Annotated in this window: 14 protein-coding genes; 9 read left to right on the plus strand and 5 right to left on the minus strand. The window is 65.1% G+C overall.

Translation table 11 applies throughout. The features are described from left to right. Positions 1 to 130: 130 nt before the first annotated feature. Entirely contained in the window at positions 131 to 1117 is a 987-nt protein-coding gene (locus BX591_RS01745; protein WP_111929019.1) for a DMT family transporter, read from the minus strand. A 429-nt stretch (positions 1118 to 1546) separates the two neighbouring features. Between BX591_RS01745 and dapC the strand changes: the two genes are divergently transcribed. From dapC to cls, 6 genes are all read left to right on the plus strand, one after another. Further along, positions 1547 to 2764, plus strand: a complete 1218-nt coding sequence (gene dapC / locus BX591_RS01750; protein ID WP_111929020.1) for a succinyldiaminopimelate transaminase — start codon at positions 1547 to 1549, stop codon at positions 2762 to 2764. An 89-nt stretch (positions 2765 to 2853) separates the two neighbouring features. Continuing rightward, complete coding sequence (dapD, locus tag BX591_RS01755; protein WP_111929021.1) at positions 2854 to 3681, plus strand: 2,3,4,5-tetrahydropyridine-2,6-dicarboxylate N-succinyltransferase; 828 nt, start codon at positions 2854 to 2856, stop codon at positions 3679 to 3681. After that, the gene (locus tag BX591_RS01760) at positions 3681 to 4046 is read left to right on the plus strand and encodes an ArsC family reductase (protein ID WP_035546215.1); all 366 of its coding nucleotides are present in this window, start codon (positions 3681 to 3683) and stop codon (positions 4044 to 4046) included. The genes dapD and BX591_RS01760 overlap by 1 nt, the downstream gene beginning before the upstream one ends. 125 nt (positions 4047 to 4171) lie before the next feature. Next, a complete protein-coding gene (gene dapE / locus BX591_RS01765; RefSeq protein WP_111929346.1) occupies positions 4172 to 5311 on the plus strand; it encodes a succinyl-diaminopimelate desuccinylase in 1140 nt (379 codons plus the stop codon). A gap of 17 nt (positions 5312 to 5328) precedes the next feature. Next, positions 5329 to 6213: a 50S ribosomal protein L3 N(5)-glutamine methyltransferase gene (gene prmB, locus BX591_RS01770; RefSeq protein WP_111929022.1), complete on the plus strand. Its 885-nt coding sequence runs from the start codon at positions 5329 to 5331 to the stop codon at positions 6211 to 6213. A 242-nt stretch (positions 6214 to 6455) separates the two neighbouring features. Beyond that, entirely contained in the window at positions 6456 to 7907 is a 1452-nt protein-coding gene (gene cls, locus BX591_RS01775; RefSeq protein WP_111929023.1) for a cardiolipin synthase, read from the plus strand. A gap of 117 nt (positions 7908 to 8024) precedes the next feature. Here cls and BX591_RS01785 read toward each other — a convergent pair whose 3' ends face one another. Beyond that, positions 8025 to 8504 (minus strand): glutathione peroxidase, encoded by a 480-nt coding sequence (locus BX591_RS01785; protein ID WP_111929025.1) that lies wholly within the window; start codon positions 8502 to 8504, stop codon positions 8025 to 8027. A 136-nt stretch (positions 8505 to 8640) separates the two neighbouring features. Here BX591_RS01785 and BX591_RS01790 point away from each other — a divergent pair, with 136 nt between their 5' ends. Next, entirely contained in the window at positions 8641 to 10593 is a 1953-nt protein-coding gene (locus tag BX591_RS01790) for an ATP-binding cassette domain-containing protein (protein ID WP_111929026.1), read from the plus strand. A gap of 100 nt (positions 10594 to 10693) precedes the next feature. Next, positions 10694 to 11815, plus strand: a complete 1122-nt coding sequence (locus BX591_RS01795) for a CaiB/BaiF CoA transferase family protein (protein ID WP_244146902.1) — start codon at positions 10694 to 10696, stop codon at positions 11813 to 11815. A gap of 136 nt (positions 11816 to 11951) precedes the next feature. Here the strand turns inward: BX591_RS01795 and BX591_RS01800 are convergent, their stop codons facing one another. The 3 genes from BX591_RS01800 to alr form a co-directional block, all read right to left on the minus strand. Next, positions 11952 to 12230, minus strand: coding sequence for a DUF2866 domain-containing protein (locus tag BX591_RS01800; RefSeq protein WP_111929348.1), 279 nt, complete (start codon positions 12228 to 12230; stop codon positions 11952 to 11954). 165 nt (positions 12231 to 12395) lie between these two features. After that, positions 12396 to 13772, minus strand: coding sequence for a DNA repair protein RadA (gene radA / locus BX591_RS01805; protein ID WP_111929027.1), 1377 nt, complete (start codon positions 13770 to 13772; stop codon positions 12396 to 12398). Positions 13773 to 13811: 39 nt separating this feature from the next. Then, complete coding sequence (alr, locus tag BX591_RS01810; protein WP_111929028.1) at positions 13812 to 14882, minus strand: alanine racemase; 1071 nt, start codon at positions 14880 to 14882, stop codon at positions 13812 to 13814. Positions 14883 to 15102: 220 nt separating this feature from the next. Between alr and lplT the strand changes: the two genes are divergently transcribed. Beyond that, entirely contained in the window at positions 15103 to 16410 is a 1308-nt protein-coding gene (lplT, locus tag BX591_RS01815; protein WP_111929029.1) for a lysophospholipid transporter LplT, read from the plus strand. The last annotated feature ends 66 nt before the right edge of the window (positions 16411 to 16476 follow it).

A 16476-nucleotide genomic window follows, 5' to 3' on the forward strand; every position in this document is an offset into this window, starting at 1 on the left:
AATAGGTGGCTCGCGAAGGCCGCGCCGGCCGTTCGCCGTTACTGCGGCGTGGCCCGCGACCCGCTTCGAACCCTCGGAATACGGCGGCCGGCTACCCGCGTTCACGCGGGCGCCGGCTAATGAGGGGCAATCATACCATCGCACGTGGGCGGTTTTTGCCGTCCTTACGGTCGGCTTCCTGCTGGTCGGCGGAGCTCGTGTCTTCGCTGGCGGGATCGGGCGGCATCGACCTGGTCCGATGCACCCAGCTGGACAGCGCCGAGGCCAGCACGATGCACGCGCCGCCGGCCCATTCGCGCGGCCCCGGCGACTCGCCGGCGAACAGCCACGCAGACAACGCCGTCACGACGATCTCGAACAGCATGATGATCGACGCCCGGTTGGCCGGCACGCGTGCGAGGCCGTATTGCACCAGCATATTGTTCGACGCGAGCAGCAAACCGAGGCCGAGCACCAGCAGCCCGGCCGTGCCCAGATGCGCGCCGGTGGGCGGCGTGGGCATCGCTTCGAACAGCGACGCGCAGGCGCTGAAAATAGCCGCGCCGCCGAAAATCGTCGCGGTGCGCATTTCCGGCTTCATCTCGGGCAGCACGCGGCTGGTCTTCAGGATCAGCACGTTGCTCATCGCGAAGCCCATGCCGCCTGCGAGACCCGCCCATTCGGCGAGATTGCCCGGCACCGGAATCCCCAATTGCGGCGACCACAGCATGGTCATCGCGCCGGCCAGCGACAGCGCGGCGAGACCCGCGCCCGCCCACGTCAGCCGTTCATGCAGGATGAAATGCGCAAACAGCGCGGTCCAGGCCGGGGTGAGATAGAACAGCAGCAGCACGCGCATCACCTGGCCGTGAATCGAGCCCCACACGAAGCCGAGATTGGTGACGCCGGCGGCCAGGGCCAAGGCCGGCAGCAGCCAATGCCAGCGCACCGTCCTGAGCGCGCGAAAGCGCACCAGCAACACGAACAGACAGCCGGCGGCGCTGGTCAGCGCGCTGGCCGCCGTGCCGGTGACGCCGAGCGCCGCGAGCATGCGCAGCGGATACCAGATCATTCCCCACACCGATGCGCCCAGCATGATCGCGAGCGTCGGCCAGCCATTGCGAAGCCAGTTGGTCATGATGCGGAGCTCCAGGCGGTGTGGCGGGCGGCGTAATTTGCCCGAGTGGGCGTCGCCGTGCGCGATGCGAGGTTGCCGCCGGCGGTGCGCGGCACATGACCCGCGAACCGGCTCGTGGGATTGCCCGTAGTTTGGCTATGACGGACTGCGGCGTTCTCGCGCCTGCGTGCTCCGAATGTCTCCAGGACTGTTGCGACCATTGCTGCTCCTGCTTCTCTCTTGCGCGAACCGTCGGCGGTTCGCGTCGTTCCCGCTGCAACGCATTCGCTGCGCCGCCTGGCGGGTTGCGCCACGCTATAATCATCTGCTCGCCGCTGCTGCATGGCGTTTTGCTGGCGTTTTGCGCATTTTCCGTACGCCTTGCTGCCTGCATGTCCGGCTTCCTGCACCATCCGTCTGCGCCCATCCTCGATCAGGCTCGTCCGCCCAGTGAATCCGCTACTCGACTCCCTCCAGCCCTACCCGTTCGAAAAGCTGCGCGCGCTTTTCAAAGACGTCACGCCGGCCGCAGGCCTTGCGCATATCAGCTTCGGGATCGGCGAACCGAAACATCCCACGCCCGCCTTGATTCGCGACGCCGTGATCGCCGCGCTCGGCGGCCTGGCCACGTATCCGGCCACGCTCGGTTCGCCGGCCTTGCGCGAGTCGATCGCGCAGTGGGTCACGCAGCGCTACACCCTGCCGCCGGTCGATCCGGCCACCCAGGTGCTGCCAGTGGCGGGCTCGCGCGAGGCGCTGTTCGCGCTCGCGCAGACCGTGCTCGACCCGCGCCGCGATCCTGACGGCGAGCCTGCGATCGTACTCTGTCCGAACCCGTTCTACCAAATCTACGAAGGCGCGGCGATTCTCGCCGGCGCGCAGCCGTACTTCGTGAATAGCGACCCGGCGCGCAACTTCGCCTGCGACTATTCGGCGGTGCCGGACGCCATCTGGGCACGCACGCAACTGCTGTACGTGTGCTCGCCGGGCAACCCGACCGGCGCCGTGCTCACGCTGGAGGACTGGCGCGAACTGTTCGCGCTGTCGGACCGCTACGGCTTCGTGATCGCCTCGGACGAGTGCTACTCTGAAATCTATTTCGACGAAGCCAACCCGCCGCTCGGCGGCCTGGAAGCCGCGCACCGGCTCGGCCGCGGCTTCGATCGGCTGGTCATGCTGTCGAGCCTGTCCAAGCGTTCGAACGTGCCGGGCATGCGCTCGGGGTTCGTAGCCGGCGACGCGGCGATCCTCAAGGACTTCCTGCTATACCGGACATACCACGGCGCGGCCTTGTCGACCGTGTTCCAGAGTGCCAGCATCGCGGCCTGGAACGACGAAGCGCACGTGCGCGAGAACCGCGCGAAGTACCGGCAGAAGTTTTCCACCGTCACGCCGATGCTCGCCGAGGTGCTCGACGTGCGCCTGCCGGACGCCGCGTTCTACCTGTGGGCGGACGTCTCGCGCACGGGTCTGACGGACACCGAGTTCGCCCAGCGTCTCTACGCCGACTATAATGTGACGGTTCTGCCGGGCTCGTTCCTCGCGCGCACCGCGCACGGCGTGAACCCCGGTCGCAATTTCGTCCGCATGGCGCTGGTCGCCGACGTCGACGAATGCACGCAAGGCGCACAGCGCATCGTCGATTTTTGCCGCGCGCTCGCGGGTTGAGTCCGCTTCGCGACGTTTCAGAGTCCGGGCGGGCGCCCCGCGCATCGCACTCCCTTCTTCAGATTTCAACTCTTCAGAAAAGCACGCATATGTCGCAACAACTTCAGCAGATCATTGACACCGCCTGGGAAAACCGCACCGAGCTGTCGCCGAAGGCCGCTCCGGCCGACGTGCGCGAAGCCGTCGCCCACGCGATCGAACAACTGGACAAGGGTGCGCTGCGCGTCGCCGAGAAGAAAGACGGCGACTGGATCGTCAATCAATGGCTGAAGAAAGCCGTGCTGCTGTCGTTCCGTCTGGAAGACAACGCACCCATGCCGGCCGGCGGTTACAGCCAGTTCTACGACAAGGTGCCGTCGAAGTTCGCCAACTACACCGCTGAAGACTTCGCCGCCGGCGGCTTCCGCGTGGTGCCGCCCGCCATCGCGCGGCGCGGTTCGTTCATCGCGAAGAACGTGGTGCTGATGCCGTCGTACACCAACATCGGCGCCTATGTGGACGAAGGCACGATGGTCGACACGTGGGCCACCGTCGGTTCGTGCGCGCAGATCGGCAAGAACGTTCACCTGTCGGGCGGCGTGGGCATCGGCGGCGTGCTGGAGCCGCTGCAGGCCAACCCGGTCATTATCGAAGACAACTGCTTCATCGGCGCGCGTTCGGAAGTGGTGGAAGGCGTGATCGTCGAGGAAAACTCGGTGATCTCGATGGGCGTGTACCTCGGCCAGAGCACCAAAATTTACGACCGCGAGACCGGTGAAGTGACGTACGGTCGCATTCCGGCGGGCTCGGTGGTGGTGGCGGGCAACCTGCCGTCGAAAGACGGCTCGCACAGCCTGTACTGCGCCGTGATCGTCAAGAAGGTCGACGCCAAAACGCGCGCGAAGGTCGGCCTGAACGAGCTGCTGCGAGGCGACTGATGGCGCGCGGCAACAAGACCGTCGTCTATGGCATCCCGAACTGCGACACCGTGAAGAAAGCCCGCGTGTGGCTGGAAGAGCACGGCGTCGAGTTCGAGTTCCACGACTTCAAGAAGCATGGCGTGACCGAGCCGCTCGTGCAGGACTGGCTGAAAGACGTGAAGCTCGACGCGCTGCTGAACCGTCGCGGCACCACGTGGCGCGGTCTGTCCGACGACATGAAAGCGGCCGCGGATACGCAACCAGGCGCGATCGCGCTGATGATCCACAAGCCGTCGGTGATCAAGCGGCCGGTGCTCGTAGTGAACGGGCGGGTCAAGTCGCTCGGTTTCTCGGCGGACGATTACGCCGCGCTGTTTGCATAGAGCGCAACGAGGCGTATTCGAGCAGTAAAACGCGGCCTCGCCGCGTGACGCAAAAGCTGTTGCCGGCTGCGGAGTTTCACCGCCAGCCGGCATTTTTTCATTTCAAAGTGGCTCGTACTGAATCCATGTCCGGCACCCTCGCCCTTACCGAACAACTGATCTCGCGTGCGTCCGTCACGCCCGACGACCAGCATTGCCAGCGTCTTCTGATCGAACGTCTGTCCGCGCTCGGCTTCGAGCACGAGACGATCGAATCGAACGGCGTGACCAACCTGTGGGCCGTCAAACGCGGTGCGGACGGCACCGCCGGCAAGCTGCTCGCCTTCGCCGGCCATACCGACGTGGTGCCGACCGGTCCGCTCGACCAATGGCATTCGGCGCCGTTCGAGCCGACCCACCGCGACGGCAAGCTGTACGGCCGCGGCGCAGCGGACATGAAGGCCTCGATTGCCGGCTTCGTGGTGGCGAGCGAGGAATTCGTCGCGGCGCATCCGGCACATCGCGGCACGCTCGCCTTCCTGATCACGAGCGATGAAGAAGGCCCCGCCACCGACGGCACCGTCAAGGTGGTCGAAGCCTTGCAGGCGCGCGGCGAACGGATGGACTACTGCATCGTCGGCGAGCCGACCTCGAGCGCCCAGCTCGGCGACATGGTGAAAAACGGCCGGCGCGGTTCGATGTCGGGCAAGCTGATCGTCAAGGGCGTGCAGGGCCATATCGCCTATCCGCATCTGGCGAAGAATCCGGTGCATCTGCTCGCGCCCGCGCTGGCCGAACTGGTCGCCGAAAGCTGGGACGACGGTAACGAATATTTCCCGCCCACCACGTGGCAGGTGTCGAACATTCACAGCGGCACCGGCGCGACCAACGTGATCCCGGGCCACGCGGACGTGATGTTCAACTTCCGCTTCTCCACGGCCAGCACGGTGGAAGGCCTGCAGGCGCGCGTCCACGCGATCCTCGACCGTCACGGCCTCGAATACGATCTGCAATGGAACGTGAGCGGCCTGCCGTTTCTCACGCCGCGCGGCGACCTGTCGAACGCGCTCGCCAAGGCGATCAAGGACGAAACCGGCGTCACGACCGAGCTGTCGACCACCGGCGGCACGTCGGACGGCCGCTTCATCGCGCGCCTCTGCCCGCAGGTGATCGAATTCGGCCCGCTGAACGCCAGCATCCACAAGATCGACGAACATATCGAAGTCGCCCATATCGAGCCGCTAAAAAACGTGTATCGCCGCGTGCTCGAACAACTCATTGCGTGACCCAAGGACTATTTGCGATGACGCTCCCGTTTTCCACTGTTCGCGACCTGCTGCGTTTCGCGGTGTCGCGCTTCAACCAGGCCGAGCTGTCGTTCGGTCATGGCTCGGTCAATGCCTACGACGAAGCCGCCTACCTCGTGCTGCATACGCTGCATCTGCCGCTCGATCTGCTGGAGCCATTTCTCGACGCGCGCCTGAGCGCGGCCGAGATCGACGCCGTGCTGAACGTGATCGAACGCCGCGCCAGCGAACGCGTGCCGGCCGCGTACATCACGCAGGAAGCATGGATGCACGGCTTCCGCTTTTACGTCGACGAGCGCGTGATCGTGCCGCGTTCGTTCATCGGCGAATTGCTGCAGGACGGCTTGCAGCCGTACGTGGCGGATCCCGAGCAGGTGAGCGCGGTGCTCGAGCTGTGCACCGGTTCCGGTTGCCTCGCGATCCTCGCGGCGAACGCGTTCCCGAACGCGGATATCGACGCGGTCGACCTGTCGGCGCCGGCGCTCGAAGTCGCCACGCGCAACGTGACTGACTACAAGCTGGAGGACCGCATCGCGCTGTTCGAAGGCGATCTGTACACGCCGCTCGCCGAGCGCCGCTACGACGTGATCATCAGCAACCCGCCGTATGTCAACGCCACCTCGATGCAGGAACTGCCGGCGGAATACAAGCACGAACCGGACATGGCGCTGGCGGGCGGCGCCGACGGCATGGACATCGTGCGGCGAATCATTGCGCAGGCACGCAACTGGCTGACGGACGACGGCGTGCTGGTCATCGAGATCGGTAACGAGCGGGCGAACGTCGAAGCGGCCTTCGGCGGTCTCGAACTGGTCTGGCTATCGACCAGCGCCGGCGACGACAACGTATTCCTGATCCAGGCCGCAGATCTGCCGGTTTGAGCGGGTTTGCCTGAGCTGGTTTGCCTCAATCGGGCGGCGCAAGCGGCCATGCCTGCTTCTGCCGCGCGCGGCCATGGCGGCCCTTGCGACCGCGCCGGCCGCCACCTGTCACCCCGGCCGCGATTTCAAGGCGCGGCCCGAACACCCCCCAAAACACGCACGTTCGGTAAGATGAGCGCGGTCAGTTACCCGCCGCTCATCCACCCGGCTTGAGCCGCGTTTCGCCAACCCTTCGTCTGCCTATGCAATTCGACCTGCTTCACGTCGGTCCGCTGGTCGCCCTCGCCCACCTTCTCGGCGTGATCGCGGCGTGCCACGCGATTCTCAACACGCGCACCTCGCAAGGGGCGATCGCGTGGGCCGTGTCGCTAGTCGCGATGCCTTATCTGACGCTGGTGCCGTACCTGTTCCTCGGCCGCAGCAAATTCGCCGGTTATGCCGACGCGCGCCGCGTCGAGAACGAACTGCTGCGCACGCGCGCGCATCCGCCGGAATGGGACAGGCGGGCTTCCTCCGCGGGACTGCCTACCCAGGAACTCGGCGCCCGGCTCGTGCATTCGCTCACGCGGCTCGGCGGCATGCCGTTCCTGCCGGGCAATTCGGTGCGCACGCTGGTGAACGGCGCGGCGACGTTCGAAGCCATTTTCGAAGCGATCGAAAACGCGCGTCACTATGTGATCGTGCAATTCTTCATTGTTCGCGACGACGCGCTCGGCGACATGCTCAAGGACGCGCTGATCGCGAAAGCGCAGCAAGGCGTGCGCGTGTACTTCCTGTACGACAGCATCGGCAGTTTCGATCTGCCGCACCGCTACGTGGCGGCGCTACGCGCGGCCGGCGTGGAGACGCATCCGTTCGCGACCAACCGGCGCTTCGTGAACCGTCTGCAACTGAACTTCCGCAATCACCGCAAGATCGTTTCGGTGGACGGCGAACGTGCGTTTGTCGGCGGCCATAACGTGGGCGTCGAATATCTGGGCAGCAAGCCGCCCTTGTCGCCGTGGCGCGATACGCATATCGAAGTGCGCGGCCCGGCGGTCGCCAGCATTCAGTTCGTGTTCACCGAAGACTGGCACTGGGCCACCCAGCAATTGCCCGAATTCGACATGCCGGCAGAGCCCCCGGCCGATCAGAGCGCGAGCCAGGGCATGCATTGTCTCGTGGTACCGAGCGGACCGGCCGACAAGCAGGAGACCTGCTCGCTATTCTTCGTCGAGGCGATCAATGCGGCGCGCGAGCGGATCTGGATCACCACGCCTTACCTCGTTCCCGACGAAGCCGTGTTCGCCGCGTTGCGGCTCGCGGTGCTGCGCGGCGTGGACGTGCGCATTCTGATTCCCAGCCGGCGCGATCACCGCGTGGTATTCACCGCGTCGAAACTCTATGCGTACGATTCGGTGCGCGCGGGGATCCGCATCTTCCGGTATCAGCCGGGCTTCCTGCATCAGAAAGTGGTGCTGATCGACAACGTGGCCGCGGCCATCGGCAGCGCGAATCTCGACAACCGCTCGTTCCGGCTGAACTTCGAAATCATGGTGCTGACCGTGGACCGCAGCTTTGCCAAAGAGGTCGAAGCGATGCTGCTGAACGACTTCGCCGAGTCGCGTGAAATCGACCGCACCGAGTATCGGAATGCGAGTGCGCTGCGCCGGGTGTTGATGCATGTGGCGCGACTGTTCTCGCCGGTGCTGTAGGCGTCGCCCCGGTGGTTCGCCCGCGGCCGCGCGTTGCTTCGGCTTCGGCTTCGGCTTTGGCTTCAGTTTCGGCTTCGGCGATTACAACGACCACGGCGCCGCTCCGCCGCCAGCCCGTCACAACTGCTTTTCAATGTCCTCGGTGATCGACTCAGGCTTGGTCAGCGGCGCGTAGCGCTTCACCACGCTGCCATCGCGGCCGATCAGGAACTTGGTGAAATTCCATTTGATCCCCTCGAGACCCAGCAGACCCGGCGCCTCTTCGGTCAGATAGCGAAACAACGGATGCGCGTTCGCGCCGTTCACGTCGATCTTGTCGAACATCGGGAAGGTCACGCCGTAGTTCTTTTGACAGAAGTCGCCGATTGCCGAGGCGTCGCCCGGCTCCTGCTTGCCGAACTGGTTGCACGGAAAGCCGAGCACCGTCAGTCCGCGCGCCGCGTAAGTGTCGAACAGCTTCTGCAAGCCCGCATACTGCGGCGTGAAGCCGCATTCGCTCGCCGTGTTGACGATCAGCAAAACCTTGCCTCGATACTGCTCGAGGCTCACTTCCTCGCCGCCGAGCGTATGTGCCGAAAAAGAGTAAATCGATGCCATGTGTGCTCCCCCGTAAAAGCTGCCAGTCTATGCCAAAAGCCGCGCCGCAACAGTCGGCCGAATGGCCGATCCCCGTTGAGCGCCCGGTGTCCGCCCCGGCAGTCTAAAATAGCGTTTTTCTCCAGCCGGCCTCTTCGTGATCCGCTTTAATCAGTTCAGCCTCGCGCGCGGCACCAAGCCGCTCTTCGACAACACCACGTTCACCCTCAACCCCGGCGAAAAGGCCGGCCTCGTGGGAGCGAACGGTGCGGGCAAGTCGACGCTGTTTGCCGTGCTGCTCGGCGAACTGCACGCGGACGGCGGCGACTTCGCCATGCCGCCCAACTGGCAGATCGCCCACGTCGCGCAGGAAACCCCGGCCGCCGACAAAACCGCCCTCGCCTACACGCTAGACGGCGACGCGGCCCTGCGCGCGATCGAAGCCGCGATCGCCGCGGCCTCCGCCGCACACGACGGCGCGGCCGAAGGCGAAGCGCACGCCGCCTTCGCCGACGCCGACGGCTACACCGCGCCCGCACGCGCCGAAGCGTTGCTGCTTGGCCTCGGCTTCACGCTCGACCAGACCCGCGAGCCGGTCAGCAGCTTCTCGGGCGGCTGGCGCATGCGTCTGAATCTCGCCCAGGCGCTCATGTGCCGCTCCGATCTGCTGCTGCTCGACGAACCGACCAATCACCTGGATCTGGACGCGATCGTCTGGCTCGAAGACTGGCTGAACCGGTATCCGGGCACGCTCGTCGTGATCTCGCACGACCGCGAATTCCTCGACTCGGTCTGCAACGTCACGCTGCATCTGGAGCACCAGCAGATCAAGCGCTACGGCGGCAACTACTCGCAATTCGAAATCCTGCGCGCGCAGCAGATCGCGCTGCAGCAGAGCGCGTATGAGAAGCAGCAGCGCACGGTCGAGCATCTGCAGAGCTACATCAACCGCTTCAAGGCGCAGGCCACCAAGGCGCGTCAGGCCCAGAGCCGCGTGAAGGCGCTGGAAAAGATGGAAATGATCGCGCCGGCGCACGCCACGTCGCCGTTCACGTTCGAGTTCCGCACGCCCGACTCCGCGCCGAATCCGATGATGGTGATGGAAGACGTGCGCTGCGGGTATCGCAACGAACAGGACGGCGTCGAGATTCCGATCGTCCAGCACGTCATGCTGTCCATTCAGAACGGCCAGCGCATCGGCCTGCTCGGTGCGAACGGCCAGGGCAAGTCCACGCTGATCAAGACGCTCGCGGGCACGCTCGCGGCGCTCGGCGGCCACGTGCGCGAAGGCAAGGGGCTGCGGATCGGCTACTTCGCGCAGCATCAGCTCGAAACGCTGCGCGCCGACGACACCCCCTTGCAGCACCTCGCGCGTCTCGCACCGGACACGCGCGAGCAGGAACTGCGCGACTTCCTCGGCAGCTTCAACTTTTCCGGCGAAATGGCCACGTCGAAAATCGCGCCGTTCTCCGGCGGCGAAAAGGCCCGCCTCGCGCTCGCGTTGATCATCTGGCAAAAGCCGAATCTGCTGCTGCTCGACGAGCCCACCAACCACCTGGATCTCGAAACGCGTCACGCGCTCACCATGGCGCTCGCGCAGTTCGAAGGCACGCTGATTCTGGTGTCGCACGACCGCCATCTGCTGCGCGCCACGACCGACCAGTTCATGCTGGTCGCGAAGCATCGTCTGCAGGAATTCGACGGCGATCTCGACGACTACCGTGACTGGCTGCTGCAACATGCGGCCGAACAGCGCGCGGCGCTCAAGGCGAGTTCGGCGGCCTCGGCGGCAAGCAACGCCGAGAGCGCCGCGGACAACAGCGTGAATCGCAAGGAGCAGCGGCGTCTCGAAGCGGAAACGCGTCAGAAGCTCGGGCACCTGAAAAAACCGCTGCAAAACCGCATTAGCAAGATCGAAAAGGAAATGGACTCGCTCAACGCCGAAAAGACGAAGCTCGACGCATTCGTCGTCGATCCGGCCAGTTACGAGCCCGAACAGAAGAGCAAACTGACGGAGGCGATCCGCCGTCAGGCAGATGTGAACGCGCGCCTCGAAACGCTCGAAGCCGAATGGCTCGAGACTCACGAGGAACTCGAGCAAATCGGCTAGCGGCAGGCGGATCTGGATCCGCGCCGGTAGCGACGGGAGGTTGGCCTTGTCATCCGCGACAGCATCATCCGTGTCATCGTCCAGCGCGGCACCGCCCGCGCTGCAAGGACTGCGCGTGCTCGACCTGACGCGCCTGCTGCCCGGCCCGGTCGCCGCGTTGCGACTCGCCGAACTCGGCGCCGACGTGCTGAAGATCGAAGCGCCCGGTGCGGGCGACCCGACCCGCACCATGATGCAGTCGTCGAGCGACCGGGTCGCCGGGCGGCCCGGCGCGTTCTACCGGCTGGTCAATCGCGGCAAGCGCGAGACCCGTCTCGACCTCAAGTCCGACGCCGGCCGCAACGTGTTGCGTGCGCTCGCGGCTGAATCGGACGTGCTGATCGAAAGTTTCCGGCCAGGCGTGATGGAGCGGCTGGGCCTCGGCTACGAAACGCTGCGGGCGCTCAATCCACGGCTCGTCTACTGCGCGATCAGCGGGTATGGCGCGAGCGGCCCGTTCGTCGATCATGCCGGCCACGATCTGAACTACATCGGCTACGCGGGCGTGCTCGAACAACTGGCGAGCCGCGACGGTACGCCGATCCTGCCGAATTTCCAGATCGCCGACCTGCTCGGCGGCGCATTGAGCGCGGTCACGCAGATTCTCGCCGCGCTGTGGCATGTGTCGCGCGGCGGCGAAGGCCGCTTCGTCGATGTCTCCATGACGCATGTCACCCATGCGCACAATGTCATCGCGCAGGTCTCGCTCGCCAACGAAGGCGCCGCACCGGCCGCCGGCACCGGCCTGCTGAACGGCGGCGTGCCCTGCTACAACCTGTACCGCACGCTCGACGAGCGCTGGCTCGCGGTCGGCGCGCTCGAACTGAAGTTTTGGGAAACCCTGTGCATGGCGCTGGACCGGCCCGAGTGGGCAACCCGTCACTGGAGCCTCGGCCAGGCGATCGGCGGCCCGGACGCCGCTGCGCTGACGCAGGAGCTCGGCGGGCTGATCGGCAAGCGTGCGCTGAAAGATTGGGTTCTGCTGCTGGAGCCGCTCGACTGCTGCGTTTCGCCGGTGCTGACGGCGGCGGAAGCCGCGCAGCATCCGCTGTTCAATCCGCAGGCCTACGCGGCGGCGTTGGCAGCCGCGGCAGAGGCGGAGCGCGCCATCGAAGCGAAGAAAAAGAAGCAGGAACAGGGTGAGTCGCAGCCGCGCGTGGAATTACGACGCGGGTTCAACTGAGTGTGAGGTTCGTGGCAAAGGGGCTTGGGCTTGGCGCTTAGCATCCAGGAGCTCAGCACTCAGGGCTTGGCATTCAGTATTCGGCTCTCGGCTCTGGGCACCCGAAGCGCTATACCCGAGACCCAACACGCGCCCCTCACCGCCTCGCCGCCGTCTGCCGAGGCAGCGTCTGGCGCGGCGTTTTCTCGTCGTCGTACAGCACGAACTTGCGGCCTTCCACATGGCGATTGATCGTGGCGCGCACCTCGGCGGCGGTGGCATCTTCGGCCACTACCCGACGTGAAATCTGCCCGGTCGTATCGATCCACTCGACGATCCGGCAGGCGCCGCCCCAAGGCTGGCGAATCGGTGCGGAGACGCGGCAGCCGCGCACCTGGATGGACCGGTCGACTACGGTTTCACATGACTGTTTCAAGGCGCGATCCTTTTTCTGGCATCTGAAGCGATGCATACGGCAATGCAATACGCTTGCAGCTTAGGAAAAAGGTAGGGCGGACAGGTTACAGACAATATGGAGATATTTACCGGCCATTACCGTCCGGCGCGGTCCGCACGGCGCCCACCGGCGCCGAAGCCCCGTCTATTCGAGCGTGCGGACCCGGTCGATCGCCTGCTCGATCCGTTCGACCGCAACGACCTGTAAGCCTTCTATCGGCTGTTTCGGTGCATTGGCCTTCGGAATGACCGCGATGGAAAAGCCCAGCTTGGCCGCTTCCTTCAGACGCTCCTGACCCCGTGGCGACGGCCGGATCTCGCCGGCCAGCCCCACTTCGCCGAAGACGACGAGGCCTTTCGGCAGCGGCTTGTTGCGCATCGACGAATGAATCGCCAGCAGCACGGCCAGGTCGGCCGCCGGTTCGGTGATCTTCACGCCGCCCACCGCGTTCAGAAACACGTCCTGGTCGAAGCAGGCAATGCCGGCGTGGCGGTGTAGCACGGCCAGCAGCATCGCGAGCCGGTTCTGTTCGAGACCGACCGCGAGCCGCCGCGGATTCGGCGCGTTGGCCGCGTCGACCAGCGCCTGCACCTCGACCAGCAGCGGCCGGGTGCCCTCCTGCGTCACCAGCACGCAGGAGCCCGGCACCGACTGCTCGTGCTGCGACAGAAACAGCGCCGACGGATTGGCCACACCGCGCAAGCCGCGCTCGGTCATCGCGAACACGCCTAGCTCGTTGACCGCGCCGAAGCGGTTCTTGATGGCGCGCACGAGACGATACGAGGAGTGCGTGTCGCCCTCGAAGTACAGCACGGTATCCACGATGTGTTCGAGCACGCGCGGTCCCGCCAGCGCGCCCTCTTTGGTGACGTGGCCGACCATGATGATGGTGGTGCCCGACTGCTTGGCGATGCGAGTCAGTTGCGCGGCGCACTCGCGCACCTGCGCGACCGAGCCCGGCGCGGAGGTCAGCGCATCGGAATAAACGGTCTGGATCGAGTCGATTACCGCGACGTCGGGCTGATGCTCCGCGATCGTCGCCTGGATCTTTTCGAGCTGGATTTCCGCAAGCAGTTGCAGCTCGCTTGCCTTCGAGCCAGGCTCGAGCAACGACAGCCGTTGCGCGCGCAACGCGATCTGCGCGGCCGATTCTTCGCCGCTGATATAGAGCGCGCGTTTGTCGGCGGCGATTTCCGCGAGCGATTGCAGCAGCAGCGTGGATTTGCCGATGCCCGGATCGCCGCCGATCAGCACCACCCCGCCCGGCACCAGACCGCCGCCGAGCACGCGGTCGAACTCGCTGACGCCGGTGGAGAAACGCGGCACGTCGGACGCTTCGATGTCGGCGAGGCGGCGCACCGGCGCGCTTTTGGCGAGCGACTGGAAACGGTGCGTGGACGGCGCTTCCGCCACCGACTCGACCAGCGTGTTCCACGCATTGCATGACGGGCACTGGCCCGCCCATTTCGGCGATTGACCGCCGCATTCGCTACAGATGTACAGAGTCTTGGGTTTAGCCACGCGCGAGATTGCCTGAGTTGCTGTTTCTGGATTGATGTCTTACTCGGCTCGCACCGGCACGCGCGGCGCGACCGCGCACATCAGCTCGTAGCCGATCGTGCCGCAGGCCTGCGCGACGTCGTCGATCGGCAGCGAGGTGCCCCACAGCTCGACGCGCGAGCCGACATTGGCGGTCGGAATCGGCGTCAGGTCGACGGTCAGCATGTCCATGGAGACCCTGCCGACGATCCGCGTGCGCACGCCGTCGACGATCACCGGCGTGCCTTCCGGCGCGACGCGCGGATAGCCATCCGCGTAGCCGCACGCCACCACCCCGATGCGCATCGGCCCGCGCGCTTTGAACGACGAGCCGTAGCCCACCGTCTGCCCTTCGCTCAGGGTCTGCACGGCGATCAGCTCCGAGGCGAGCGTCATGGCCGGCTGCAAGCCCGTGCCCTGGATCGCGGCCGTCACGCCCGACGGCGACGCGCCGTACAGGATGATGCCCGGGCGCACCCAGTCGAAGTGCGCGGCCGGATGCCACAGCGTGGCCGCCGAGTTGGACAGGCTGCGCGCGCCGGCAATGCCCTGCGCGCCGCGCTCGAACGCTTCCATCTGGTAGCCGATGCCGCGCTCGCCGTCGGCATCGGAAAAATGGGTCATCAGCGTGATCTGGCCGACGCCCTGAGCGGCGCGCGCGCGTTCCCACGCGGCGCGGAATTTCTCCGGCGTATAACCGAGGCGGTTCATGCCGGTGTTCATCTTCAACTGGATGTTGACGGGTTTGGACAGCCGCGCCATTTCGAGCATGCGCAACTGTTCGTCCGAATGCAGCGCGGTGGTCAGGCTGTAACGGTCGATCACGTCGATATCGGTCGGACGGAAGAAACCTTCGAGCAGCAGGATCGGGCCGGCCCAGCCCAATTCACGCAACTTCACGGCCTCTTCGAGGTCCAGCAAACCGAAGCCGTCGGTGGCACGCAGACCAGGGAAAGCACGGGCGAGACCGTGCCCGTAAGCATTGGCTTTGACGACCGCCCAAATCTTGGATTTCGACGCGTAGCGGCGGGCGACTGCGAGATTATTGGCGAGTGCGGCGGTATGGATCGTGGCTGAAAGGGGGCGCGGCATGGGATATTTTCGTAAAGACGCTTGCGAATCAGCGGCTTACAGGGCGTTTTCAACGCTCGGCAGCCCGCTGGGCGGTGCGATCAAGGATTTTGCTAGTCCGAATCCAGCTATTTTCGTGATATAAAGCCGTGCGCACAACCCATTTCGAACGGTATAAGCCCGGACGCCTTCCACACGGCACCGGGGCGGACAGACCGCAGCGAGGACAGCATCGCATCAGATGAAAAAAGGTTTTTACACCATCATGGCCGCGCAGTTTTTCTCGTCGCTGGCCGACAATGCGCTTCTGATCGCTGCTATTGCACTGCTGAAAGATCTTCACGCCCCGAACTGGATGACGCCGCTGCTCAAGTTGTTCTTTGTGCTGTCGTACGTCGTGCTGGCAGCGTTCGTGGGCGCCTTCGCCGATTCGCGCCCCAAGGGGCGCGTGATGTTCGTCACCAACACCATCAAGGTCGTCGGCTGCATCACCATGCTGATCGGCGCGCATCCATTGATTGCGTACGGCATCGTGGGGTTCGGCGCGGCGGCCTACTCGCCCGCCAAATACGGCATTCTCACCGAACTGCTGCCGCCTGACCGGCTGGTCGCCGCGAACGGCTGGATCGAAGGCACCACGGTCGGCTCGATCATTCTCGGCACGGTACTGGGCGGCGCGCTCATCAGTCCGCACATCGCCGCGCCGATCCTCAGGCAGCACATTCCCACGGTCAATACGCCGGCCGAAGCAGCGATGCTGGTGATCATGGCGATCTACATCATCGCCGCGCTGTTCAATCTGCGCATTCCCGACACCGGCGCGCGTTATCCGAAACAGGAACGCGGGCCGATCAAACTCGTCACCGATTTCGCCGACTGCTTTCTCGTGCTGTGGCGCGACAAGCTGGGGCAAATTTCGCTCGCGGTCACCACGCTGTTCTGGGGCGCCGGCGCGACGCTGCAATTCATCGTGCTGAAGTGGGCCGAAGTGTCGCTGAACATGTCGCTGTCCGAAGCGGCTATCCTGCAAGCCGTGGTCGCGGTCGGCGTGGCGGCCGGTGCGATCTTCGCCGCCTCGCGCGTGCCGTTGAAGAAGTCGCTGTCGGTGCTGCCGGTCGGCATCATGATGGGGATTGCCGTGATGCTGATGGCGTTCTACACGCGCAGCCTGTTCCCGGTTCATTGGGGCCTGTATTTCGGCCGCGTGCATGTGCCGGGCTACCTGATCGTCGCGTATATTTTCCTGATGGTCGTCGGCGGTCTGTCGGGCTTTTTCGTCGTGCCGATGAACGCGCTGCTGCAGCATCGCGGGCACGTGCTGATGTCGGCGGGTCACTCGATCGCCGTGCAGAATTTCAACGAGAATCTCTCGGTGCTCGTCATGCTGTGCCTCTACGCCGTGCTGGTGTGGCTCGACGTGCCGGTCACGGCTGTGATCGTGCTGTTCGGCACCTTCGTCTGTCTGATGATGTGGCTCGTGATGCGGCGCCATCAGGCGAATCAGCGCGAGTTCGACTCGGTCGCGCTGATCGGCGAAGCCAGGCACTGATTCGCAGCGGGTCGCCCGCTTTTGCCGCTAGCGCCCGCGCCTTCCTCCGCGCCGTTCTTTTCCTCG

The organism is Paraburkholderia bryophila (genome assembly GCF_003269035.1).
In the GTDB taxonomy this organism is placed as follows: domain Bacteria; phylum Pseudomonadota; class Gammaproteobacteria; order Burkholderiales; family Burkholderiaceae; genus Paraburkholderia; species Paraburkholderia bryophila.